We start from the raw sequence: 23,802 nt of genomic DNA, 5'->3' as shown, positions 1-23,802 counted from the left end.
AAATTTATTGTAACACCGGGAGGAATTTTTTTGATACATCGCTGAAAGCTCTCCCGAACCATACGCATAGCGTATGGTTTTCTTCTGACAAAAAAAGAACCGCAGCAAACTATCAGTTTGCTGCGGTTCTTCCGCTAAAATCTATTATACTCCGCTCGAAAGCTAGAAGGCAAGGCATTTCCGATTAACGTGTCTGTTCTGCCTTCAGCTGTTTCCAAAGATGGTAAAGTACAGTTTTGGCCGAACGCAAACGTATCGTATCGCGGTTTCCTTTCAAATTGAGTTCGTAAACGGCGGTGTCGCCGCCGCGCCGGGAAATGCCGATATACACCAACCCGACAGGCTTGCGCTCGGAATAGCCGGGACCCGCCACTCCCGTAATCGACAAACCGAAATCGGTATCCGCGATCATGCGCACTTGCTCCGCCAACACTTTGGCCGTTTCCGCGCTGACTGCGCCGGGGGCGTCATCTCCCTCCAACAATTCATGCGGTACGTTCAGGAGCTTCTCCTTCATCGCATTGGAATAGCAAACAATCCCCCCGAGGAACACCGTGGCGCTGCCGGGAATGCTCGTAATCGACTGCATCAGGAGCCCGCCGGTACAGCTTTCCGCGGCACTCAATGTGAGTCCCCGCTCCGTCATCATATCCACGATCGTCTTCTCGATGGGTACGTCTTCGCTGGCGTAAAGATGATTCGGAAGCCGTGAGCCGATTTCGGCCTCAAGCTTATCCAGCTTTTCCATCGCTTCGCGCTCTGTTCTCGCTTTGGTGGAGATCCGGATCGTAACTTCACTCTCCTTGGCATAAGGAGCGACCGTCGGATCGGACTGGTTCTCAACGAGATCAAGCAGTTTTGTCTCCAAACCCGATTCTCCGATGCCTGCAAACTTGAGCATTTTGGAATATAGCGGCTCCTCATGGGTTAATACATGCTGCATAATCCATGGTTTCGCCTGCTTTTCGTACATCGGCTTCATTTCTGAGGGAGGTCCCGGAAGCAACACATAGAACTTCCCGTTCTCCGCAATGGCATTCCCCACGGCAAGTCCGGTCTCGTTCGGCAATGGCGTTCCCCCGTCAATGACCAGCGCTTGCCGGCGGTTATTTTCCGTCATCGGAGTACCGCGGCCCTGGAAGAACCGGTCCACATTGTCCATCGCGATCCGGTCGATGTGAAGCGATCTTCCCAGAACCGCAGCCACGGCGTCCTTGGTCAGATCATCCTGGGTCGGGCCAAGCCCGCCGGTAAAAATAAGCAGGTCCGACCGCTCAGATGCGACCGTAATCGCATGGGACAGGCGATTCACGTTATCGCCCACAACGGTTTGAAAATATACGTCAATCCCTATGGAAGCAAGTTCCTGGGATAAATATTGCGCATTTGAATTAAGAATTTGACCAAGCAGCAGCTCGGTACCGACAGCGATGATTTCTGCTTTCATTTGTCATGACTCCTTCCGGAGGATTGCATGCTTAATTGCGGATAGCTTACATTTTCGATAGATTAAGCACGTTCTTATTTTTCACGAAATAATCGATTCCCGAGTAAATCGTAATGATGGCGGCCAGCCAGATCGCGATCTCGTCAAATGGGACATGAATCCACTCAAACGGGAAGTTGTTCAGCAAGAGCACCGAAATGGCAATAATCTGCGTGATGGTCTTGGCTTTTCCCCATTTGCTCGCAGCGATTACGGAGCCTTCAAGCAGGGCCACTTCACGAAGTCCCGTTACGGCAAATTCCCGGCTGATGATAACGATCACGATCCAGGCGTCGCATTTGCCCATGGCTACGAGCGCAACCAAGACGGCAGCCACCAGTAACTTATCCGCGAGCGGATCAAGCAATTTGCCCAAGTTTGTAACCAGATTATACTTGCGGGCGATATACCCGTCGATTCCATCCGTACTTGCCGCGATGATAAACAAAATGGCGCCGATCAGCTGATTCACCGGCAAGGAATAATTCCCCAGCGTCAGCTCATACGACCACCAATCCAAATCCACCAGCAAAAAAACAAGCATCAGCGGAATCATGAAAATTCGGGCTAACGTGATGCGGTTGGGCAAATTCACAGGATCGCCTCCCCTGACAGATCATACTCATAAGCATGCGTAATCCGGACTTTGGTTATTTCTCCGATGGCTGCCGAACAATTACTTACGTACACTTCCCCGTCGATTTCCGGCGCATCGTATTGGGACCGTCCCACATACACGTCACTACGACCGTCGTATCGCTCTACGAGCACGTCGAGAACCTGTCCGACATACTTGCCGCTGTTCTCATTGGCGACGGAACGCTGAATCTCCATTAGCGTATTGCCACGCCATTCCTTAACCTCGTCCTCGATTTGTTCCGGCAGACGCGAAGCCGGGGTATCTTCTTCCATCGAATATGTAAAAACGCCCAACCGGTCGAACTTGATTTCCCGCACAAAATCGCATAGTGCCTGGAATTCTTCCTCGGTCTCTCCGGGAAACCCTACGATAAGGGAGGTACGCAGCGACACACCGGGGATTCTATCCCTGATTTTAGATATCAATTCCCGGGTATCCCGGTTTCTTCCCGGCCGGCGCATCCGCTTCAAAACGGCGTCCTCACTATGCTGCAGCGGCATATCCACGTATTTGCAAATTTTCGGGTTGCTTGCCATCATTTCGATCAGATCATCCGTAAAAAAGCCGGGATAAGCATAGTGCAGTCTCACCCATTGAATTCCCGGCACCTGACTTACTCTATCGAGCAATTCGGCCAATTTGAACTCCCCATAGAGATCGCTGCCGTAGTTGGTCGAGTCCTGGGCAATCAGGCTGACTTCCTTAACCCCTTGAGCCGCAAGCTGCTCCACTTCAGCGACAACCGATTCGATGGAACGGCTGCGGAATTTTCCGCGCATCAGCGGAATGCTGCAAAATGTGCAGTTGTTATCGCAACCTTCGGCGATTTTTATATAGGTCGTATGCCGGGCGGTAGAAAGCTTGCGGGGCAGGCTCTCTTCATAATTAAACACGGGGTTTCCGACTTGAATCGGCTTTTTCCCCTTTAATGCCTCGTCCACGATCTGGTTGATATTATAGAAATCCCCCGTCCCGACGATTCCGTCAATCTCCGGCATTTCCTCCATAAGACTCTGCTTATACCGTTGAGTCAAACAACCCGATACGATCAAGGCCTTCAAATTACCTGTCTCTTTAAGATCGGCCAGATCCAGAATCGTATTGACGGACTCCTCTTTGGCCGCGTCGATAAAGCCGCAGGTATTGACAATAATTACCGTCGCATCCTCTTGATCCTCTACCAGCCGGTATCCCCGTGCATCGATCAGGCCGGACATAATTTCGGAATCAACTAAATTTTTCTCGCAGCCTAGTGTAACTACTTTCACTTTTTCCGTCATGAGATCGATCCCCCATTGCTCTACAGCCGTAATCCCGAATTAAAAAACCTAATTAAGTATAATATTTCCGTAACTGTACTGTCAAAATCATTAAGAAGCTGCTCATACAGGAATATAATTGAAAAAAGTCCCGCGCGGTGCCTTTGCACTGCGAGAGACCGTACGCTGTCTATTTCAGATTGGTAAACTGCAAATCGACGGTAAGATCACCCTTGCGGAGCATCTGGATAATCTGCTGCAGATCGTCCCTGCTTTTGCCGGTAACCCGAATTTGATCCCCTTGAATCTGGCTCTTCACCTTCAGTTTGGAATCACGGATCAACACATTGATTTTTTTGGCGTTCTCCTGATCGATCCCCTGTTTCAAATTAATCCGCTGGCGCACCGCGCCAAGTGAAGCCGGCTCAATCTTGCCGTAATCGAGATTTTTAATCGGCAAACCCCGCTTAATCATTTTCGATTGCAAAATATCGATTACCGCATTCAGTTTGTACTCGTCATCGGAAAGAATCACCAGTACGTCCTTCTCAATTTTCAATTCACTTTTGCTGCCTTTAAAATCAAACCGATTGGCGATTTCCCGCTCGGTCTGGTCGATCGCGTTAGTCAATTCCTGCATGTCCATTTTGGATACGATATCAAAAGAACTTTCAGAAGCCATCATTCACATTCCTTTCCAAGTGTTCTCTATCCCTTAATTATATGTAAAAGTTTTCGCAAAGTCGAGTCAGAGAATTCTGCCTGAAGAAAAATAAAGGACGTCCCTGGCCATCCATTGGCCAAAGACGCCCGTATTATTCAGCGTTAGTTCCAGTTCCGTCGGCGTTAGTACCATCGGTGGTAGTATTGTCCGTCGAGGTTCCGTTATCCGTATTTATCGTTCCTGCATCGGCGCTGCCCAGATTCAACTGGATTTTGGAAGTATTCTTGCCGTCCGTGACAACCTGATCTCCAACCGTAATCGTCGTTTTCGAAGAGGCTCCCGATTTGATGAACAGACCTTCCGGACCAAGTTCGTAATTCAAGACATCCCCGCCGTTTTCCGACGTATTGTCAAAAAACAGTTTTTCTCCGTTCTTGTCTCCCTTGCGCACTTCCACCCAGCTCTTACCCGTGGAAGTGATCACAACCTGGACAGGCTGGCTTCCGGCACCCTGAACAAGAAATTTAGTCGTACTTCCATCCTTTCCGTCAGGCGTAACAACCACGCTGCCGGATTCCGTTCCTGTATTCGTATCGTCCCCACCGGTCTCATCATTTCCGCCGTTCGTGCCGTCTCCGGCATTCCCCATACCCGTTCCGTCGTCGTTACCCGTGGTTCCTTCGTTGGTCGTACCCTGATCCGAGCCGTTTTGGCCTGCGTTTCCGTTGTTTCCTTTGCTGACATCGGTCACCGGAGTCTGGTCAGGCTGATTATCTTTGGCCTCGTCGCCCTTGCCCCAAACGGTGAAATACATATAAATCACCACGAGGATCAGCACGGCAAACGACCACATCAGCGTCGTGGACAACCACTTGGAATTGCGTTCCGATGTCCGCGAACTGCGCCGCTTCTGCAGCACGGGTTCCATCGCCGGTTCCGGAGCCACGTCCGGCACATGTTGCTTATGCTCGTTCAGCAGTTCATCCGGATCCACGCCTACAGCTTCGGCATAAGTCTTAATAAAGGCCCGCACATAAAAACTTCCGGGCAGAACTTTATAATCCCCTGCCTCGATGGCTTCCAAATATCGCTTGCGAATCTTCGTCATTTCTTGAACGTCATCCAGAGACAATCCCCTGGAAAGGCGGGCTTCCTTCAATTGCTGGCCCAAATCCGACACGACCATCACCTCCCGTAGTGTTTAAAATACGTAATCTGTAATTTCTTGTTCATAATCTTTATGTGATGCAGCGCGACATACGCTATGCTTCATAAATCGTCGGAATAAATTGTAGTGAACGTATCATAAACGATTTGCTCGTCAGGATTGTTACGCAATTCGATAATTATGTCAAAATCGTCATAATTGTACTCGGATTCCTTAATGAATACATCCGGATGTTCAATGACAATGGTTGAAGGCATGCTCATCAAATGCTGCAACAACTGATAGTGCTTTTCATTTGATCGAAGCGTACTGATAATGCCGTCAATGATGAACACGTTGTTCGGGTTCATTTCATCTTCCGATAACTGGCTGCGTACCGTCTGTCTCAGCAAAGTCGAAGAAACGAACGTCCATCGCTTCATCGCGCAGACGCTGCCGGCGATAATGGACTCCGTCTTCCCCACCCGGGGCATCCCTCTTAAGCCGATCACCTGGTGACCTTCCCTTTTTAATACTTCACCCAAAAAATCAACAAGCAACCCAAGCTCATCCCGCGTAAAGCGGAAAGTTTTATGGTCATCGGAATCCCTGACGATGTAGCGGCCATGCCGGACAGCCAAAAGATCGACAAGCCTTGGAGTCCGCAGGGCGGTTACCGTAATGCTGTCTACTTTACGGAGCATCTGGTCAATCAGGGTGATTTTCCCGTCGTCGTCACTCTCCAGGAGCAGGCCGCGGGTCTCCCCTTCAACGCCGTTGATCGTCAAAATATTTACTTCAAGCATCCCGAGTGTAGATGCGATATCCCCCAGCAAGCCGGGACGGTTTTTATGTATTTTATACTCCAGATACCATTGCTTCGGTTCCATCCATACACCTTCTTTATGTCCTTTACCAACATTCGACAAAATAGGTCTATTTTCCTGCTTCGCTCTCGAAAAGTTGGCTTTCGGAACGACGACCTCAAAATGCGAACAGAATATGAATACGTGTCTTATGATATATAAAATAGAATTGAAAGGCAAGCTGCTGCAATATATTGGAGAAAAGCTCCCTGAAAGGGAGCTTTTCTCTGCCGGATTATGCGTTTTTCTTCGCCAGCTTGACCATAAGTTTGGCAATGGTCCGGCGTTCCTCTTCATTTCCCACATCCCACATTTCTTTCAGGGTGCGATTGGATTCATTCTGAGGATCGACCTTGTCGTCCAGAAATCCACCAATTTCATAAGCCAGGTTGGCGATAGCTTCCTCGCTCATGCCCGAGTTTTCCGCGTGTTGTACGCGGTCGCCGAGAAATTTCTTCCAATTATCAAAATTTTTGAGTACGGTTGACATTTATTAAATCCTCCTTCGGTTGGCGGTTTAAAATCAACAGTCCTAATATGCGATGAACGTCTCTGCTTTATTCGCCGCCAACCAAAGGAGAAATCAGGTAACCCAGCCGCCGTTGGGGCTGATAATCTGCCCGGTGATATACCCCGACTCCGGCAACGCAAGAAAATAAACCAGCGAAGAGATTTCTTCAGGTGAAGCTAGCCTGCCGGCAGGTATTTCTTCTTCAAGCTGTTTCAGTTCCTCCGCATCAAAGCGTGCCATCATCTCCGTTTTCACCGCACCGGGTGCAACCGCGTTAACCGACACGCCCGAAGGTGCCAGTTCTTTTGCCAAAGCTTTGGTAAAGGCATTTACGCCACCTTTGGCGGCGGAATAAACGACTTCACAGGACCCTCCGGAAATACCCCAGATCGAAGATACATTGATGATCCGTCCAAAACGTTGCGTTATCATGTAAGGCATAAAGATCTGGCTGCACAAAAACACGCTTTTCAAATTCACGTCCATTACGTCGTCCCACTGTTCTTCTTCAACATCCGAGAGTACGCCGTAATGGGAGATGCCAGCATTATTCACCAGAATATCCGGACGCAGCCCGTGACTTTCCAGCTTTTCTTTCATGCGCAGAATTTGTTCCTTGCTCCGCAAATCCGCCGACACGGTATAAACTTTAGCTCCCAGCTCCAAGCACTTGCGGGCCACTTCATTGGCCGCTTCATGCGAGTTCATATAATGTATGACTACATTCATTCCGACTGAAGCGAACCGGAGCGCGATCTGCGCCCCGATTCCCCGGCTCGCGCCGGTGACAAGCACGGTCATGTCCCCGATGTTCTTCTCTACCCCATGATTCATTGCCATTTACGGACTCACCACTAACGAAACGGCCAGCTGTTCCCAATCGATATGCTCGCGCAGCCGGGTATTTACTTCGTCAAGGGTCAGCGATTCGTAGACCGATAACACCTCGAAGAAATCCCCGCCGCGGAAATGGTAGCGGGTAAATTCGTGGGCGATATTTTCGGGAGAGTTCAACATTCTCAAATAACCGCCGATCTTTTTCTTGCGGGCGCGTTCAAAATCCTCCTCGCGCAAGCCGGTTTCCGTTACGCCCTTAATTTCCTCCGTGATGACTTGCAGCAGGCGCTCCGGATCCTTCGTATCCCCGCCGATGGCCGAGAAGGCGTAATTGGGATTGCTATTGTACTCATGAGAGAAACTGTCGGAGATCAAATCCAGATCATAAAGTTTCTGATACAGCCGGGTGCTGGCACCGAGCAGCAGGTCCAACGCCAGCTTGGTCGCAAGATCACGGCGCAGCAATTCCTCCTTGCTGTATCCGAGCTTGGTTTCCTTGAAGCCGAAAAGGCATTTCGGAAGCGCCACCGCAAGCTTGGATTCACGTCGTTTTTCATGAACGGCAACCGGTTCCTCATCAAACAGGCGGGCAATCGGACCTTGGGGCTGATATTCTTTCCTGGCCTGATTTTCCCTCACTAGCGCAAACACTTCTTCGGCATTTACGCCGCCAACGATAAACAGCAGCATATTGCTGGGATGATAAAATGCGTTGTAGCAAGTGTATAGTGTTTCCTTCGTAATCGTACCGATCGATTCCACCGTTCCCGCGATATCGATATGCACCGGATGGACGCCATACATCGCTTCAATCAGCCCGAAGTAAACCCTCCAATCGGGATTGTCGCGGTACATGCCGATTTCCTGGCCGATAATACCTTTCTCTTTTTCCACATTCTGATCCGTAAAATACGGATGCTGAACGAAATTGATCAGCGTTTCCAGATTGTCCTTGATGTTCTCGGTAGCGGAAAATAAATATACGGTCTGGTCAAAGCTTGTGAAAGCGTTGGCGGAAGCGCCTTGGGAAGCGAACTTGGCAAAAATATCCCCTTCCGGCTCCTCGAACATCTTATGCTCCAGGAAGTGGGCAATCCCGTCCGGAACGGAAATCTCCTCTTCCCCGGTAACCCGGAAATGGTTGTCGATCGAACCGAATTTCGTTGAAAAAGTGGCATATGTTTTCTGGAATCCCGGTTTGGGGAGTACATACACCTGAAGCCCGTTATCCATCGTCTCGCGGTACAACGTCTCCTTTAAAGTATCATAGGTGATAGCTTCCACCGTTCATCCCTCCTTTTGACCTGTCAAAAAGTAAATGGTGTCGAGCTGGAACGTTTCGGCCGCCCCGATCACGTCTTTAACGGTCACCCGCTCCACCTGGCTAAGCAGCTCTTCCGCCGGGCGATCTTTTCCGGAGAGTACCCGGTTGAAATCGTAAGCGATCATTTCAAAAGCCGAGTCCTGCATTTCAAGCAGACTGTTGCGGATCATCGCTTTGGTCTGGCTCATTTCCAACTCGCTGATTTCGCCGCCTCGCATGCTTGCTAGTTGTTCTTCAATAATCCGAAGCGCTTTGTCGTAATTCTCGATCTCGATCCCGGACTGGATCGTCATCAGGCCTTTATGTCCGTCATAACGGGACGCGGCGTAATAGGCAAGGCTCTCTTTCTCCCGTACATTCATAAAGAGTTTGGAGTGAGGGTAACTGCCCAGAATCCCGCTATAAAGCAGGGCGGAGGCATACCGTTCGTCTCCGTAAGTAATCGGCGTGCGAAGCCCGAGATTTAGCTTGCCTTGATTGACGTCAAGGGCTTCCTTGACCGTACGTACTTCTCCGGGTTTGATTTCGCTATGCTCAGGCGCATAATCCGGTGAAGCGGAGCGGTTAAGATGAAACATCTTCTCCACAAGTTCCTGTACTTCCTCCAGAGATGTATCACCCACGACATACAAATCAAGGCGGGCTTGCTGCAGCCAATTCAGATAAGCTTCATAGAGCGATTCCGGCGTAATGCCGTCCAAATCACTGCGTTGGCCGAGCGGGTGCAGGCGGTAAGGATCGTTTCGGAACATCTCCTCCAGGCACCGTTCGGCAGCATACCGAATTTTATCGTTGATGATGCTTTCCAGCTTTTGACGGACGTTTTCGCGTTCGGAAGCTACATAAGCAGACCGGAAAACGCCCTCATCCAGCACCGGCTTGGTTACGACCTCGCCGAGAAAAGCAAAAGATTTGGACAGGAGCGATTCTTCGCTTTGTACGAAAGAATCGTTGATCGTATCCATGCGAAATTGCACGATTTGATAATTTCCCCGTTTATACACGTCAAAGCCGAAACCGGCGCCATACAAGCGCTCAAGCTGTTCCCGGAACTGAATCGTTTCCGGATAAGATGCCGTGCCCCTTCTCAGTACAAAAGGGGTTATTGCCGTCGTGGTTACCGTCTTGCTGTCCAGCGGGATACCCGCATACAGGGAGACGGCAAACGTCTTGAAGCGGGTCGTAGGCAGTACATGGATCCGGATATGACCGGCACTGCCGCGTTGGAAAATCGTTTTGTTCAAGACCAAAACTCCTTTACGAGAGACTGATACTGCGCGCTGTAATAAGAAATTTCAGTTCCATTCTATACCAATTCAAAGGAAAGAAGCAACCTGGCGGACCAAGCGGTTGCTTCTTTATAAAGGCATGAAATTTACATGCAGAAGATGTGTTTCCCTATCGTTTTTACCTGCTGGCGGGTCCAGATCCATTTGGAGGTCGCCGTTTCGGGGTTGAAGTAATACAGGCATCCCCCGGAAGGATCCCAGCCATTTAAAGCTTGTTGAACCGCCTTGCGCGCATTTTCGTTCGGCTCCAGCCAGATTTGACCGTCCGCGACCGCAGTGAACGCCCCCGGCTGGAAAATCACGCCGGATGTCGTGTTTGGAAAGCTTGGGGACTTCACCCGATTCAAGATGACCGCGGCTACAGCGACTTGCCCTTCAAAAGGTTCACCCCGCGATTCCCCGTAAACGGCATTGGCCATGATTTTCAGATCATTTTCCGAAAGTCCCATGCCATTGGATGGAGATAAATCCGAGGATTCGGCTTTCGGCTTTTCTTTAGCGGTTTCAGCCGCCTTTTTCCCCGTATTCCCTTGGCCCTTCCCTTGATTTCCCTGGTTTGCATATTCCATTCCAGGCTTCCAGGCCTTGGTTGCATTATATAGCTTAAGTTTGGTTTTTGGCCCGGCCAGCCCATCTACTTTCATGCCGAACTCCGATTGGAACCACTTTAATGATTCCTTTGTTTTCGGCCCGAAATTGCTGTCGAGCTTGCCATGATAAAATCCGAGAAAGGCGAGGCGCCCCTGCAGTTCATAAACGTCCTTGCCGAACGCTCCGTAATCGATGACCTGCTTACTGAAAACAGGAACGGCATGCTTCGGCGTTTCTTGTTTCAGGTCCGCATCTTTGACTTGCCGAAAGTGGCTGTACCCGTAAACCATTCCGAACAAAAGCAGCACTAAACCTGCCGCAAACCATATCTTCATATTTTTCATATCGTTTAGCTCTACCTTTCTGTTGTGGAATTAACATAATTGGTTGACATTATTATGACAAGGCCGGACCCTTCCTATGCACCTTAAAATGACTAACCGGGTTGCTAACTTCTAGGGAAGCGAGTAACGTCCCAATATGGTGTAATTTGGAGATTGTTCACGGAAATCCGGGAAGTACAAAAAGCCTCGCCGTTAATCGGCGAGGCTTGAAAGCAATTATTTTGCAACTAGTTGTTCAAGAGGATATTTTTCCGACTTTGTACTGATCGATGGACATCAGAACTTCCCGGGGTTTGCTGCCTTCATATGGCCCTACAATGCCTCTGGCTTCCATCGAGTCGATCAGACGGGCAGCCCGGGTATAACCGACCCGCATCCGGCGCTGTAGTAGCGATACGGACGCCTGCTTGGCCTCCAGCACGATCTGTACAGCCTGATCGTACAGTTCGTCCAGCACTTCATCCTGCTCCGCGGATTCCTCTTCGATTTCGGGAACGAGGCTTTCATCATATTCCGCCTGTCCTTGGCCGCGGACATAGGTAACGATCGCTTCCACTTCCTGATCGCTCATAAAAGCGCCCTGAACCCGAACCGGCTTGGAAGCGCCCATCGGCATGAAGAGCATATCCCCGCGCCCTAGCAGCTTCTCCGCACCGGCCATATCGAGAATAGTGCGTGAATCGACCTGCGAAGAGACGCCGAAGGCGATACGCGACGGAATGTTCGCCTTGATTACGCCGGTGATTACGTCCACGGATGGCCGTTGGGTTGCTATGATCAGATGGATTCCAGCGGCACGGGCCATCTGGGCAAGCCGCGCGATTGCGTCCTCCACATCGTTCGCCGCGACCATCATCAGGTCGGCAAGCTCGTCCACGATGACGACGATATACGGCAAAACGGCAGCCGGGTTCTCCTTCATCATCAGATTGTAGCCTTCGATATTGCGGGCACCCGATTTGGAGAACAACTCATACCGTTTCTCCATCTCAACAACGATTTTCTTCAGCGCGAGCGAAGCTCTGCGCGGATCGGTTACCACCGGTGTTAGCAGATGGGGAATCCCGTTATAAACATTCAGCTCGACCATCTTCGGATCGACCATCATAAATTTGACTTCGTCGGGCTTGGCCTTATATAAAATACTCGTAATGATCCCATTGATACATACGGACTTCCCTGATCCTGTCGCACCGGCTACGAGCAGATGGGGCATTTTCGCCAGATTGCCGACGATGGTTTGACCGGAAATATCGCGGCCAAACGCGATGGACAATTTGGATTCCGCATCGACGAATGTCGGGGTTTCCATGACTTCGCGCATGGTCACCAAGGATACTTCATTGTTAGGCACCTCAATCCCGATGGCCGATTTGCCCGGTATCGGTGCCTCCATCCGAATGTCTTTGGCAGCCAGCGCCAGGGCGATATCGTCCGTCAGGTTAACGATCCGGCTTACCTTGACTCCGATATCCGGTTGAATCTCGTAACGGGTAACCGCAGGTCCGCGCACAACTTCAAGCACGCGGGCACGCACGCCGAAGCTTTCCAGCGTCGCTTCAAGCTTGCGAGCCGTTTGCATATAATCGGCCTGATCACCCGATTTACCGCCGCTTGACGGCTTAGCAAGCAGCCTGAACGATGGCAGTTTGTACGGCTTCGGTGCCGGTTTAGGTGGTGCAGGGGCGATAGGTGCGGACGGACCATCAGCTCCAGCATCGTCAGCCGCTCCATTCGGCGCCCCGGGAACTCCAGGCTCCGTAAGATCTTGAGGTCCCTCGGCATCCGACGGAAGTGATGACACTTCCTCCTCGTTTAGCGATACAGTACCGTTCGCCGCCTCTTCTGCTTCACCATTCCAAGCCGGATGAAGCTCCTGTGCCTCTTCCGGTTCCGGCTCGTCATCACCTGGATGGCCTTCCCGCTGAATTTGATCGAAAAAGTCGCGGATAATCGGTCCGGTATCCCCTAAAGAACGATTTTCCATTCCCTGCGCCTGATGGGCTGCACCGTCTCTAACGTCATGATCAGCAAGTCCGCGATACTCCAATTCGTTCCAATTAATTTCATGACTTTCCGGATGATCATGGACACCTTCCGGCACCTCCTGTACTGGAGGTTTACTGTCCTGGGCCTGCCCCTTAAATCCAAAGAGCTGAAAAAACACCGGCTTCTGCTTCCGGGCACCCCCACCCGGAGGATGGGACAGTTCCTCTTCCGTCTCTTCTTCCTCTTCCGGTTCGAGAATGACCGGTTTGGATGCTGATTTGACTTTATTAGTTACCGGCACCGGACGAAGCATACGGATCTTTTTGCCCAGCAATTCGCCGAATCCACCCATTTTGCCCCGCATCAGCCGGATAAGGTCCACATAAGATAAACCGGTAACAAGCATAAAGCTGATCGCCAGCATGACAATCATAATTAATTTGGCTCCCGCCATGCCGAACAGCGAGTATAACAGAGCGAATTCAAATCCTCCTATGTATCCGCCGCTGATATTCAGCTGCAGCAGGCTAAATCCGGAATCGCCTGATGCAGGATGAAACAGGGCTCCCTGAAGATCGCGTTGGATTTGTCCCATAATATTTCCGAACGTCAAAGGTACGGAAGGCGTTAACCTTTGCCCCATCGCAGAGATACTACTCATCAGCACGAAAGCCAATACGGCTAGTAAAACACCGCTGCGCTTTGTCGACCATTTAGCGGGCCATTTCCTTCCGATCATGACAGCCAGTCCAACGTAAATACCGATCAAGGGAATAACAAAATAAAACTTGCCGAGGATCAGCGCCGACATTTTCGAAAGCGTCCTGCCGACGGCCGCCTCCCCCGACAAAGCTATAATGGATAAAGTGATCAGGATGATCCCATAAATTTCATATTTGAGCAGATTGCCTAAAGCTGCCTTTTTCTTCTTCCGTTTGCGTGCCAAACAGGAACACCCCCCAGGTGAATATTATACCATAATCACCGAAGGGTACCATATGAAACGTTCCATTTATCTTGTCAGCATCGGCAAAAAAGTGATCTGACCTCCCGGCGCATAAGCGGGATTCAAATAATCGTCCAGCCCGCACCGGAGGAGCCGGATAATGGTAGCTCTGTTACCAGGCTCCATACGAACCTGCATCAATATACCGCCAACCTCGACCTCATTGTACATCTCTGTGATTTCCGGCTGTTCCCAGTAAGCTTCCTCCGGCATAATCGTATAGTGGGTCATTGCGTGATCCCTCCCGGTGTCCTCATACTCCGACGCGACTCGATCAGCGAGTTCAGTTTGCCGAGCCCTTCACCAATACCGCCAATGTCATCGATCAAACCGTACTTAACCGCATCATTGCCGCCAACAGCCGTACCTATATCCCGGTTGAGTTCCCCTGTTTTGAACATCAGTTCTTTAAAAGTCTCTTCCGGTATTCGTGAGTGTGTCGTAACGAAACGGACCACCCGCTCCTGCATTTTCTCGATATATTCAAAAGTTTGCGGCACGCCGATCACAAGCCCGGTCATCCGGATCGGGTGGATCGTCATCGTGGCGCTTTCAGCGATAAACGAATAATCCGATGCTACAGCGATTGGAACGCCAATGCTATGTCCTCCGCCAATAACAACCGTAACGGTAGGCTTGGATAAGGATGCTATCATTTCCGCGATCGCGAGTCCGGCTTCAACATCGCCACCCACGGTATTCAAAATAATCAGCAGTCCCTCAATACGGTGATTTTGTTCTGCCGCTACCAACTGGGGAATCAGATGTTCGTATTTCGTCGTTTTATTTTGCGGAGGAAGCACCAGGTGGCCTTCTATCTGACCGATAATCGTCAAACAATATACATTCGATTCTCCTTGAACCGGTACGGCTGTCTGTCCGAGTTGCTCAATCGTCTCGGTCACTGCCGAAGCTTTCTTGTCCACCTCAGGCTGAACCGGGGGTATCTCCTCCTGATCCGCCGCCGCTTTATCGCTTTCCTTGTTCATGTTGTCACGCCTCCTTCCGGCCTTTTCGGGCCATTTCATCGGTTGTAATCCTACATGAGTAGTATGCCGACCTTCTCCCGCTCTCTATTCCACATGGGTATAGAACCCCTTTCAAACAAAAAAAGCCCCCTTTCCCGCAAGGAACCGTCCAATATTACCGGCGGGAAAAGAGGCGACTGTGTGCCTAACTATAAACTTGTTGTCGTCTTAAATTAAACTTCCATAATAATTGGAAGAATCATTGGTCTGCGGCGGGTTTGTTCATACAGGAACCGTCCCAGCGAATCCTTGACGCTGGTTTTGAGCGACGCCCATTCATTCACGTTCTCGCTCATCAGTTTCTCCAGCGTACTGGAAACAATGCGGTTCGCTTCCTCAAGAAGGCCTTCGGATTCGCGTACATAAACAAATCCTCTAGAAATAATGTCCGGACCGGACACGATCGTTCCATCCTGTTTGCTCAAGGTAACGACAACAACTAGGATGCCGTCCTGGGATAACAGTTTGCGGTCGCGAAGGACAATATTGCCGACATCGCCAACGCCGAGTCCGTCAATCAAAACGTTGCCTGCCGGCACTTTGCCGGCTTTGCGGGCTGCCCCGCCTTGAATTTCCACGATATCCCCGATATCGACCAGGAAGATATTATCCGGATCCACACCGACCGATTGGCCTAACAGCGCATGTTTGCGAAGCATCCGGTATTCGCCATGGACCGGTATGAAAAATTTAGGCCGCATCAGGTTCAGCATCAGCTTCAGTTCTTCCTGACTGCCGTGACCGGAAACGTGCACACCGGAGTTGGATCCGCTATAAATGACTTCCGCTCCGAGGCGGAACAATTCATCGATGGTTCGTCCTACATATTTCTCATTTCCCGGTACAGGAGTAGCCGCAATAATGACTGTATCCCCAGGTAAAATATCCACTTTGCGATGGGTAGAGCGAGCCATGCGCGTCAAAGCGGACATCGGTTCACCCTGACTGCCTGTGCAGAGAATGACCACGCGATCCGCTGCCATCTTGTTTACTTCTTCCGGCTCAATCACAATTCCGTCCGGAACATTCAAATAACCGAGCTCGGAAGCGATGCTTACCACATTGACCATACTGCGACCGATGATCGTTACTTTGCGTCCTGTCGAAAAAGCCGCATCGATGACTTGCTGAATCCGGTGCACGTTTGATGCGAACGTAGCCACCACAACACGCTGCTCCGCTTTACGGAAAATGTCATCCAGCACGATTCCCACGTTTTTCTCCGATGGGGTGAATCCTGGTTTCTCCGCATTGGTGCTATCCGATAAAAGAGCCAATACGCCCTTCTTTCCAATTTCGCCCATGCGATGAAGATCAGCAAATTGATCATTGACTGGTGTATGATCGAATTTGAAGTCACCGGTATGAACGACATTGCCTTCCGGCGTCTCGATGCACACTCCAACGGAATCCGGAATACTGTGATTTGTTCTGAAAAATGTCGCTTTCATCGTCGATCCCAATTGGATTTCCGAATCCGCATGGATCAATACCCGTTTTGTTTCCCCGAGCAAACCGGCTTCCTTCAGCTTGTTTTCTACAAGGCCCAGTGTCAATTTGGTTCCGTAGACCGGAACATTCAGGTTTCTGAGCACATAAGGCAAGCCCCCGATATGGTCTTCATGACCGTGCGTCAACACGATACCCCTTACCTTATCACGGTTCTCCGTCAGGTAAGTAATATCGGGAATCACGATGTCGATGCCGAGCATGTCCTCTTCCGGAAATTTAAGGCCGGAATCGATGACTACAATGTCATTGGCATACTGAACGACATACATGTTCTTCCCGATTTCTGCGACGCCGCCCAGGGCAAAGATCATCAATTTATCATTATTCATTTTTTTGGACAAGTGAATCTAACCCTCCTATTGTTTTGGACGTCGTAAATTGTAAATGGAAACGCACCGATCAGTGCTTTTCTATATAAATTTTTAATAAAATACACCGCACCCAGTCACTTGAAACTATTATACATGATTAAATTGGCAAAAAACAAGTCAGCCGCCCGCCGCCTTCATATCGTTACCTTGCTCCACAGTCAAAAAACCGATGCCTGCAACACAGGCATCGGTTTATGGAAATGGATCAAATATATGGTTTTCAGCCCAACAATTCGCGAATTCTGCCCGCTTCCTCTTCCGAAGGCGGAATCAGCGGAAGCCGCACGGATCCTACCGAATACCCTAGCTCATTAAGCGCATATTTGACGGCAACCGGATTTGGACACTCGAACAGGCCCTTAAACACCGGAAGCAGTTTTTGATGACATTTCGCTGCGGCTGCTGCGTTTCCGCCGATAAACGAGTCGATCATTTGTTTCATGTCCTTACCCACAATGTGGCTCGCTACGCTGACAACGCCGTAAGCTCCCACAGCAATCGCCGGTAATGCAGCCGCATCGTCTCCCGAATAAACTTTAAAGCCTTCAGGAGCTTCCGCTGCGATTCCGGCAACCTGATCTAACGCAGCACATTCCTTCGTAGCTACTACATTCGCAAGCCGGGCAAGCCGAAGGGTCGTCTCTTTGCTAAGGCTGATGACGGTGCGGCTAGGCACGTTGTAAAGCATGACCGGTAGCCTAGTCGACGTAGCAATGGCTTCAAAATGACGATAAAGCCCTTCCTGATTCGGTTTATTATAATATGGGGCTACGAGTAATAAGCCATCGACACCGACTGCTTCGGCTTCCTTGGACAGGTGGATCGAATGAGACGTATTATTGCTGCCCGTCCCTGCAATAATCTTACAGCGTCCCGCCGCATGCTTGACGGCGAATGCGAACAATTCCAATTTTTCTTCATCGGTTAAAGTGGGAGACTCTCCCGTCGTTCCACAAACGACAAGACTGTCGGACTTCTGCTCGTCGATTAAATAGTCCATAAGCCGAGCGGCTTGTTCCCAATCGATCTCATTCCGGTTATCGAAGGGGGTTACCATCGCTGTTATCAATCTTCCGAAATCCACGCTGTCTCCTCCTTGTTATTCTTCATTCGATTCCAGCACAGCCGTGTTACTTGCCTAATTCAAACTTGGTATGCAAGGCTCGGAGGGCTTGCACCATATCTTCCTTATTCACCAGTACCCAGATCGTTGTGTTGGAATCGGCAGACTGCAGGATCTGGATTTGTTGTTCCGTCAGTGCCTCGACAATTCGGGCCATGATCCCCGGTACGCCGTTGATTCCTCCGCCGATGACCGATACTTTGGCACATCCGCTAACAATTTGCGGATGAAGTCCCAAATCGTCCAAAACGGTCTTCGCTTTGGCGGCATCGCTGTCAAAAACGGTATAAACCGCTCCGGACGGGGTTACATTAATAAAATCGACACTGATCGCATTTTCCGCCATGGCTTTAAAAACCCGCAATTGCAGGTTGTCCGAACCTTTGCCGCCTGATTCAACCTTGATTTGGGTTACATTGGCCACATAAGCGATCCCAGTCACATAGCGGTCAACAATGCCGATCTGAACGTCCTTGAACCCTTCCGGATTGGCAACCAAGGTTCCTTCGCCTTGCGAAAACGTGGAACGCACCCGGACAGGTATGCCGGATTGCATGGCAATTTCCACGGCGCGCGGGTGAATCACCTTCGCTCCCTGGTGAGCCATGTTGCATATTTCGGCGTAACTGACGTAGTCGAGCGGTTTGGCGTCTTCAACAATTCTTGGGTCAGCCGTCAGGATCCCGTCCACATCGGTATAAATATCGACCATTTCCGCATGCAGCGCCGCACCCAGCGCAGTTGCCGATGTATCGCTTCCGCCCCGGCCCAACGTAGTAAAGTCACCATTTTGGTTTTGACCTTGAAATCCAGTTACGATAACAACATCGTTACGCTCCAATTCTTCCAGGACTCTGGTCGGCACAATATCAAGGATTCTCGCATTGCCGAACTGGCTGTCCGTGCGGAAGCCCGCCTGGGCCCCTGTAAGAACGGCCGAGCTAAGGGATACTTCCTGTAATAAACTGCACAGCATTGTAGCCGAAATAATTTCACCGCAGGAAAGCAGTAAATCCTGTTCTCGCGAGGGCAGGGAGCCCCCTCCTGTTGCGATCAGATCCAAGAGTGTATCCGTGGCGTAAGGATCTCCTTTACGACCCATAGCTGAAACCACAACGACAAGCCGGTAACCGTTATCCAGTTCCCGGCGAATATGAGAGATGACATGTCCTCTGGCTTCCTTTGTCGAGAGAGACGTGCCACCGAACTTCTGCACCAAAATGCGCATGGGTATTCCTCCAATTTAGTAAGCGGAGTAAAGCTATTCTTCATTCCGTTGTCGTGATGAGATTAAATGGATGATCAGCGGCCTTATTCCTGGGCCGCAATGATCTCCGCGATTTGTACGGCATTCCATGCCGCGCCTTTGAGCAGGTTATCCGAAACAATCCAAAGATTCAAACCGCGCGGATTGCCAAGATCGCGGCGCAGTCGACCTACGAATACATCGTTTTTGCCTGCAGCGTCCGTGGCGAGCGGGTAGCTTTGCGAGGCCGGATCATCGACCAATGTAATCCCGGGAGCATTGGACAGCAGATCTCTGATTTCTTCAAGTTCATAGTCATTTTTGAGTTCGACGTAAACAGACTCGGAATGACCGTAAACAACCGGAATACGGACACAAGTCGCCGTAACCTGAATCGAATCGTCTCCGAATATTTTCTTTGTTTCACGTACCATCTTCATTTCTTCCAGCGTATACCCGTTATCCTGGAATTTGTCGATTTGCGGTACGGCATTAAAAGCGATCTGATACTTTACCGGCAACGAGCCTACCGGCAAGATGTCAGGCGTCACTTCACGTCCTTCGAGCACATCCTTGCTTTGACGCAACATTTCGTCGATCGCTTTGGCGCCGGCACCGGATACGGCCTGATAGGTTGAAACGATAATCCGCGAAATTCCAAAGCGGTCGTATAACGGTTTCAGTGCCGCCACCATTTGAATCGTCGAACAGTTAGGATTGGCGATGATGCCTTGGTGCTTGCTGATCATATGTTCGTTTACTTCAGGAACGACGAGCGGAGCCGTCTCTTCCATCCGGAATGCGTTTGTATTGTCAATGACTACTGCGCCATGACGAACGGCGTGCGGGGCAAGCGCCTTGCTGACATCTCCGCCCGCGCTGAACAGCGCGATGTCGATGCCTTCAAAACTGTCCGGTCCAGCTTCCTCAACGGTAATCTCCTGTCCCTTAAAACGAAGAACGGTTCCTGCGGAACGGGCCGAAGACAAAAACTTCAGCTTTTCTACCGGAAAGTCCCTTTTCTCTAATAGTCCGATAATTTGTTCCCCTACGGCTCCCGTCGCTCCGACTACGGCGACATTAAATTTCCTTTTGCTCATCTGGCACGTCTCCCCTTCTCTAATAGAACTATATATTGAATGTAATGGATCTCCTGATAAAAGACTGTTTAATCCCGAAACCGTTCGATAATCAACGGCTGGAGTTGTTTGCCTTCGATCGCCGCATAACATGTCTCCGGAACCAGTGCCATCCGTGCAACGAGCGAATTGGGTTTGTTAACCGGGTTATCCTGACCAAACGGGACAAAATAAATATGTTTGGCCACAAGCAACTTGGCAATATTCGCCATATTAAAACCTAATCCGTCATTAGTCGACACTGCGATAACCACCGGGCGCCCGTTTCGAAGCGTCGCCTTTGCAGCCATCAGCACGGGACTATCGGTCACGGCGTTCGCCAGCTTACTTGTCGTAGTTCCGGTACAAGGGGCAATGGCAAGCACATCGAGCAACTTAGTTGGTCCTAGCGGTTCCGCGTCGACAATTGAAGAAATGATATCATTCCCTGTAATATCTTTCAACTGTTTTTGCCAATTTTCAGATTTGCCGAAGCGGGTATCCGTAACTTTAACCGATTGTGAAATGATCGGCACCACTTTTGCGCCGTCATCGACAAACCGCTGAATTTGAGGCATAACCTCAGCCAGTGTGCAATGAGATCCCGTCACAGCATATCCAACTGTTTTCCCCTGCCAATTCACTCTTCATCCCCCCGTAAATGAAACTCTTCCAATATCGACTGACAGAGCGTATTCGCTATGATGATTCCAGCCGTCTTGGGAGCGACGATTCCGGGCAAACCGGGAGCAAGGAGCGCTTTGATTCCGCGCTTCTCGGCAAACCGGAAATCACTTCCTCCGGGAGCCGAGGCAAGATCGATGATAACAGCTTGACGGGGCAATTTCGAGATGATTTGCGCTGTGACTATCATAGTCGGAATTGTATTAAAAATCAAGTCAATAGCGCTGTTGTAAGCGTTCAAATCCGTTGCTACAAAAGGCTTCCATCCCATTTGCACCGCCCTGGCCACATCGGCTTCCTTCCGCACTCCCACCTGTACATTCGCACCCAAACCCTGTAGCGTTTTTGCCAAAGTAAAACCTGTTCTTCCCATCCCTAGAACGATGCAATTCGATCCATGAATGGTGATCTCCGTATTCTGAATCGCCATCATTACCGCCCCTTCGGCGGTAGGAATGGAATTGTAAATTGCAACATCATCGCGATCCAACAGTTCGATCAGGCGAAAACCGTACTCAGCTCCCATTCGTTTCAAATAGCTTTTCGCCATCCCTGTATAAACCAAAGTTTCTTCTTTTATCGCAGCAAACATTTCTTTCTTCAAAACCAGATCAGTGGTTGAAAACGGTGCGGCAATTCCCCCTTGATCATTGCAGCCCACCACTGGTAGAACGATTACGTCCGCTTCCTGAAGCAGTGCCGGGGTCAGCGTTTCAAGACTAGCGCCGGTCAGCGGAGATTCCAGTGTTTCAAAACCAACCACCCGGACAATCGCATCCAGTTCCACACATTTATTGATCACTTCCACCTGGCGGGCATCTCCGCCCAAAAAAACGATGGTTAGACCGGTTAACATCAAGATCGGCACTCCTTCCAGGCCATACAATATAGAGCATCTTATGCCGCAGCCCACGAAGTGGTGAAACATTATACGTCTAACCCTTTTTCGGTGCAAAATTCAAATTGAAAAAATGGATCGAACACGATTTGCAGCGAAGTGATTTACTCCTCAACTTGAGTGGATTGACTGCGGTCGAATTATTCGATGAATTGAAAAAGGCCCCGCCGAGAATGACCAATGGATTATAAAGAAATCGCCCGTGAAAACCCTTGATGCCTGTGCGGATTTCCCTTTTGTTTCTAGTGCAGAAACTCACAGTGAAAAAATAATTTTTTTTCTAAGATAGAACAAATAAAAAAGGGGATCTGTATATGAAAAAAACAATGCTTAGGACAGCCACATTTTTCTTGGTAATGCTTGCCGGAATTATGCTGTTTCTGTTCTATCCCGATAAAAACAGTCCTACTCCTGGTAAAGTCGCTGTGTCGATTGAGCCGAGTGAATCCACTGAACCCATCAGTTCAAATCTGCCAGCCGATGCGCCGGCAACTATGACGGTCCAAGCGATGACAGAGGACCTCGATTATTTAGTGAAAACCATGGAAGAGGTTCATCCTGCCTTGATGAAGGGTTGGAATAAGGAGCAACAGGAGACGATAGATGAAGCCTATAAACAAATACAATCTCCATTGAGTAAAGAGAGTTTTTATTTTTCGGCCAACAAAATTGTTGCCCTGGCTCATGATGCGCATACAACGATAAGCCCGCTTTCAGACAATACGGAAATACTTTATTTCCCCTTGTATTGGGCTCAAGAAGGACCGGTCGTTCTGAATTCCACGCTTGAACTTCAACGCGGCGACCTGTTGGTCAAGCTCGGGGAACTTACGATAGAAGAACTGTTGGAAAAACTGACTCAAGTAGTACCGGCAGAAAATGAATACTGGATCAAAACCGTCGGCATTTCAATGCTAATGAACGGGGCGTTTTTAAGAGAATCAAACCTTGTGAAAGACGGCAAAGTCCCCATTACGATTGAACGGAACGGAGAACTTGTACAGTTGGATCTGCCGCTTGTTCCCCTAAAATCCGCAAACCCCTCCCAGACTCCGTACGATACAGGGCGTGAAAACTACAGCTATATCTTCAATGAGGAATTGTCGCTCGGAATTCTGCGCATAAATACGTGCAAGGTTGATCAAAATTATTTAAATACTCTGAAAGATTTCTTTAGCGAAGTCGCAAGCCTGAAGATTAAACATGTGGCGGTCGATTTAAGAAACAACTCGGGAGGGGATTCCAAAGTAACGGATGAATTTTTACGCTACATTGGTGGAGTTAAAAAGTACGCAAGCTATTCAGGCCTGGTCCGCTATTCATTGCAAGCGGCTGAACAGAGAGGCGAAAGCCAAACCAGCGGCTACTCCAGCTCCGATTCCTCTTATCAAGAGATTTCCCATCCGGCGACCCCTTCGTTTACCGGGGATATTTACGTACTGACTTCCCCACGGACTTTCAGCTCTGGCAACTGGTTTGCCGTCATCATTCAGGATAATAAGCTTGGAACGATTCTTGGGGAACCGACCGGTAATCAGCCCTCCAGTTATGGGGATGTCCTGGGCTTTTCGCTGCCCCATTCCGGATTTCAGTTCAATGTTTCCTACAAAAAATTTAAACGGCCCGATAGCAAACTGGATGATCAAACGGCACTGATGCCAGATGTGCCTGTGTATACAACGCGTCAGGATATTATCGATTCACGCGATGCCCAGATCGGCAAATTGGAGGAAATCATCAAAAAGAAACCATGAGGCAAATAGATTATTTTGTCAGAATCATAACCACCCGTCCAACGGGTGGTTTGCTCTTGGGGTATAACCCCCTGTTGCCAAACTGCGCCTAAAGACGCTAGCCTGACCATCAAAT

Annotated in this window: 21 protein-coding genes; 1 reads left to right on the top strand and 20 read right to left on the bottom strand. The window is 49.8% G+C overall.

Translation table 11 applies throughout. The features are described from left to right. Nucleotides 1–184: 184 nt before the first annotated feature. The 20 genes from DFP94_RS25080 to dpsA form a co-directional block, all read right to left on the bottom strand. Nucleotides 185–1,447 carry a competence/damage-inducible protein A gene (locus DFP94_RS25080; protein ID WP_114499209.1) on the bottom strand — a complete coding sequence of 421 codons (1,263 nt, stop codon included), beginning with the start codon at nt 1,445–1,447 and terminating at the stop codon, nt 185–187. A 46-nt stretch (nt 1,448–1,493) separates the two neighbouring features. Next, on the bottom strand, nt 1,494–2,081 hold the full coding sequence (gene pgsA, locus DFP94_RS25075) for a CDP-diacylglycerol--glycerol-3-phosphate 3-phosphatidyltransferase (RefSeq protein WP_114499208.1): 588 nt from the start codon (nt 2,079–2,081) through the stop codon (nt 1,494–1,496). Next, nucleotides 2,078–3,406 (bottom strand): 30S ribosomal protein S12 methylthiotransferase RimO, encoded by a 1,329-nt coding sequence (gene rimO, locus DFP94_RS25070; RefSeq protein WP_114499207.1) that lies wholly within the window; start codon nt 3,404–3,406, stop codon nt 2,078–2,080. The genes pgsA and rimO overlap by 4 nt, the downstream gene beginning before the upstream one ends. Nucleotides 3,407–3,575: 169 nt before the next feature. After that, nucleotides 3,576–4,067 carry a YajQ family cyclic di-GMP-binding protein gene (locus DFP94_RS25065; protein ID WP_114499206.1) on the bottom strand — a complete coding sequence of 164 codons (492 nt, stop codon included), beginning with the start codon at nt 4,065–4,067 and terminating at the stop codon, nt 3,576–3,578. Nucleotides 4,068–4,200: 133 nt separating this feature from the next. Next, nucleotides 4,201–5,229, bottom strand: coding sequence for a helix-turn-helix domain-containing protein (locus tag DFP94_RS25060; protein ID WP_114499205.1), 1,029 nt, complete (start codon nt 5,227–5,229; stop codon nt 4,201–4,203). Nucleotides 5,230–5,318: 89 nt separating this feature from the next. Next, nucleotides 5,319–6,086, bottom strand: coding sequence for a DUF3388 domain-containing protein (locus tag DFP94_RS25055; protein ID WP_114499204.1), 768 nt, complete (start codon nt 6,084–6,086; stop codon nt 5,319–5,321). A gap of 211 nt (nt 6,087–6,297) precedes the next feature. Beyond that, nucleotides 6,298–6,552 (bottom strand): DUF3243 domain-containing protein, encoded by a 255-nt coding sequence (locus DFP94_RS25050; RefSeq protein ID WP_114499203.1) that lies wholly within the window; start codon nt 6,550–6,552, stop codon nt 6,298–6,300. 93 nt (nt 6,553–6,645) lie between these two features. Then, entirely contained in the window at nt 6,646–7,413 is a 768-nt protein-coding gene (ymfI, locus tag DFP94_RS25045; protein ID WP_114499202.1) for an elongation factor P 5-aminopentanone reductase, read from the bottom strand. Beyond that, a complete protein-coding gene (yfmH, locus tag DFP94_RS25040) occupies nt 7,414–8,694 on the bottom strand; it encodes an EF-P 5-aminopentanol modification-associated protein YfmH (protein WP_114499201.1) in 1,281 nt (426 codons plus the stop codon). Nucleotides 8,695–8,697: 3 nt separating this feature from the next. Then, nucleotides 8,698–9,978: an EF-P 5-aminopentanol modification-associated protein YfmF gene (yfmF, locus tag DFP94_RS25035; RefSeq protein ID WP_114499200.1), complete on the bottom strand. Its 1,281-nt coding sequence runs from the start codon at nt 9,976–9,978 to the stop codon at nt 8,698–8,700. Nucleotides 9,979–10,109: 131 nt separating this feature from the next. Further along, nucleotides 10,110–10,958, bottom strand: a complete 849-nt coding sequence (sleB, locus tag DFP94_RS25030) for a spore cortex-lytic enzyme (protein ID WP_114499199.1) — start codon at nt 10,956–10,958, stop codon at nt 10,110–10,112. Nucleotides 10,959–11,193: 235 nt separating this feature from the next. Then, on the bottom strand, nt 11,194–13,893 hold the full coding sequence (locus DFP94_RS25025; protein ID WP_114499198.1) for an FtsK/SpoIIIE family DNA translocase: 2,700 nt from the start codon (nt 13,891–13,893) through the stop codon (nt 11,194–11,196). Between the two features lie 66 nt (nt 13,894–13,959). Then, nucleotides 13,960–14,184 carry a YlzJ-like family protein gene (locus DFP94_RS25020; protein ID WP_114499197.1) on the bottom strand — a complete coding sequence of 75 codons (225 nt, stop codon included), beginning with the start codon at nt 14,182–14,184 and terminating at the stop codon, nt 13,960–13,962. Then, nucleotides 14,181–14,942 carry a ClpP family protease gene (locus tag DFP94_RS25015; protein WP_114499196.1) on the bottom strand — a complete coding sequence of 254 codons (762 nt, stop codon included), beginning with the start codon at nt 14,940–14,942 and terminating at the stop codon, nt 14,181–14,183. The genes DFP94_RS25020 and DFP94_RS25015 overlap by 4 nt, the downstream gene beginning before the upstream one ends. Nucleotides 14,943–15,154: 212 nt before the next feature. Further along, nucleotides 15,155–16,834 (bottom strand): ribonuclease J, encoded by a 1,680-nt coding sequence (locus DFP94_RS25010; RefSeq protein ID WP_114499195.1) that lies wholly within the window; start codon nt 16,832–16,834, stop codon nt 15,155–15,157. Nucleotides 16,835–17,084: 250 nt separating this feature from the next. Continuing rightward, a complete protein-coding gene (dapA, locus tag DFP94_RS25005) occupies nt 17,085–17,948 on the bottom strand; it encodes a 4-hydroxy-tetrahydrodipicolinate synthase (RefSeq protein WP_114499194.1) in 864 nt (287 codons plus the stop codon). A 46-nt stretch (nt 17,949–17,994) separates the two neighbouring features. Further along, complete coding sequence (dapG, locus tag DFP94_RS25000; protein WP_114499193.1) at nt 17,995–19,215, bottom strand: aspartate kinase; 1,221 nt, start codon at nt 19,213–19,215, stop codon at nt 17,995–17,997. 83 nt (nt 19,216–19,298) lie between these two features. Beyond that, nucleotides 19,299–20,333 carry an aspartate-semialdehyde dehydrogenase gene (locus DFP94_RS24995; protein WP_114499192.1) on the bottom strand — a complete coding sequence of 345 codons (1,035 nt, stop codon included), beginning with the start codon at nt 20,331–20,333 and terminating at the stop codon, nt 19,299–19,301. 68 nt (nt 20,334–20,401) lie between these two features. After that, a complete protein-coding gene (locus DFP94_RS24990; RefSeq protein ID WP_114499191.1) occupies nt 20,402–20,995 on the bottom strand; it encodes a dipicolinate synthase subunit B in 594 nt (197 codons plus the stop codon). Continuing rightward, nucleotides 20,992–21,891, bottom strand: coding sequence for a dipicolinate synthase subunit DpsA (dpsA, locus tag DFP94_RS24985; protein WP_114499190.1), 900 nt, complete (start codon nt 21,889–21,891; stop codon nt 20,992–20,994). Before dpsA ends, DFP94_RS24990 begins: the two co-directional genes overlap by 4 nt. 356 nt (nt 21,892–22,247) lie before the next feature. Here dpsA and DFP94_RS24980 point away from each other — a divergent pair, with 356 nt between their 5' ends. Beyond that, a complete protein-coding gene (locus DFP94_RS24980; RefSeq protein WP_114499189.1) occupies nt 22,248–23,687 on the top strand; it encodes a S41 family peptidase in 1,440 nt (479 codons plus the stop codon). The last annotated feature ends 115 nt before the right edge of the window (nt 23,688–23,802 follow it).

Origin of the sequence: Fontibacillus phaseoli, assembly GCF_003337355.1 — a bacterium.
Classification (GTDB): Bacteria; Bacillota; Bacilli; order Paenibacillales; family Paenibacillaceae; genus Fontibacillus; species Fontibacillus phaseoli.
Note: the sequence above shows the minus strand (reverse complement) of the source record. Positions and strands in the feature narration are given on the sequence as shown.

Coding starts and splice junctions, on each gene's coding strand:
- DFP94_RS25055 (WP_114499204.1), bottom strand. CDS start 6,086: ATGGAACCGAAGCAATGGTATCTGGAGTATAAAATACATAAAAACCGT.
- rimO (WP_114499207.1), bottom strand. CDS start 3,406: ATGACGGAAAAAGTGAAAGTAGTTACACTAGGCTGCGAGAAAAATTTA.
- DFP94_RS25080 (WP_114499209.1), bottom strand. CDS start 1,447: ATGAAAGCAGAAATCATCGCTGTCGGTACCGAGCTGCTGCTTGGTCAA.
- ymfI (WP_114499202.1), bottom strand. CDS start 7,413: ATGGCAATGAATCATGGGGTAGAGAAGAACATCGGGGACATGACCGTG.
- DFP94_RS24980 (WP_114499189.1), top strand. CDS start 22,248: ATGAAAAAAACAATGCTTAGGACAGCCACATTTTTCTTGGTAATGCTT.
- DFP94_RS25020 (WP_114499197.1), bottom strand. CDS start 14,184: ATGACCCACTATACGATTATGCCGGAGGAAGCTTACTGGGAACAGCCG.
- DFP94_RS25065 (WP_114499206.1), bottom strand. CDS start 4,067: ATGGCTTCTGAAAGTTCTTTTGATATCGTATCCAAAATGGACATGCAG.
- DFP94_RS24995 (WP_114499192.1), bottom strand. CDS start 20,333: ATGAGCAAAAGGAAATTTAATGTCGCCGTAGTCGGAGCGACGGGAGCC.
- dpsA (WP_114499190.1), bottom strand. CDS start 21,891: ATGTTAACCGGTCTAACCATCGTTTTTTTGGGCGGAGATGCCCGCCAG.
- sleB (WP_114499199.1), bottom strand. CDS start 10,958: ATGAAAAATATGAAGATATGGTTTGCGGCAGGTTTAGTGCTGCTTTTG.
- DFP94_RS25050 (WP_114499203.1), bottom strand. CDS start 6,552: ATGTCAACCGTACTCAAAAATTTTGATAATTGGAAGAAATTTCTCGGC.
- DFP94_RS25015 (WP_114499196.1), bottom strand. CDS start 14,942: ATGAACAAGGAAAGCGATAAAGCGGCGGCGGATCAGGAGGAGATACCC.
- dapG (WP_114499193.1), bottom strand. CDS start 19,215: ATGCGCATTTTGGTGCAGAAGTTCGGTGGCACGTCTCTCTCGACAAAG.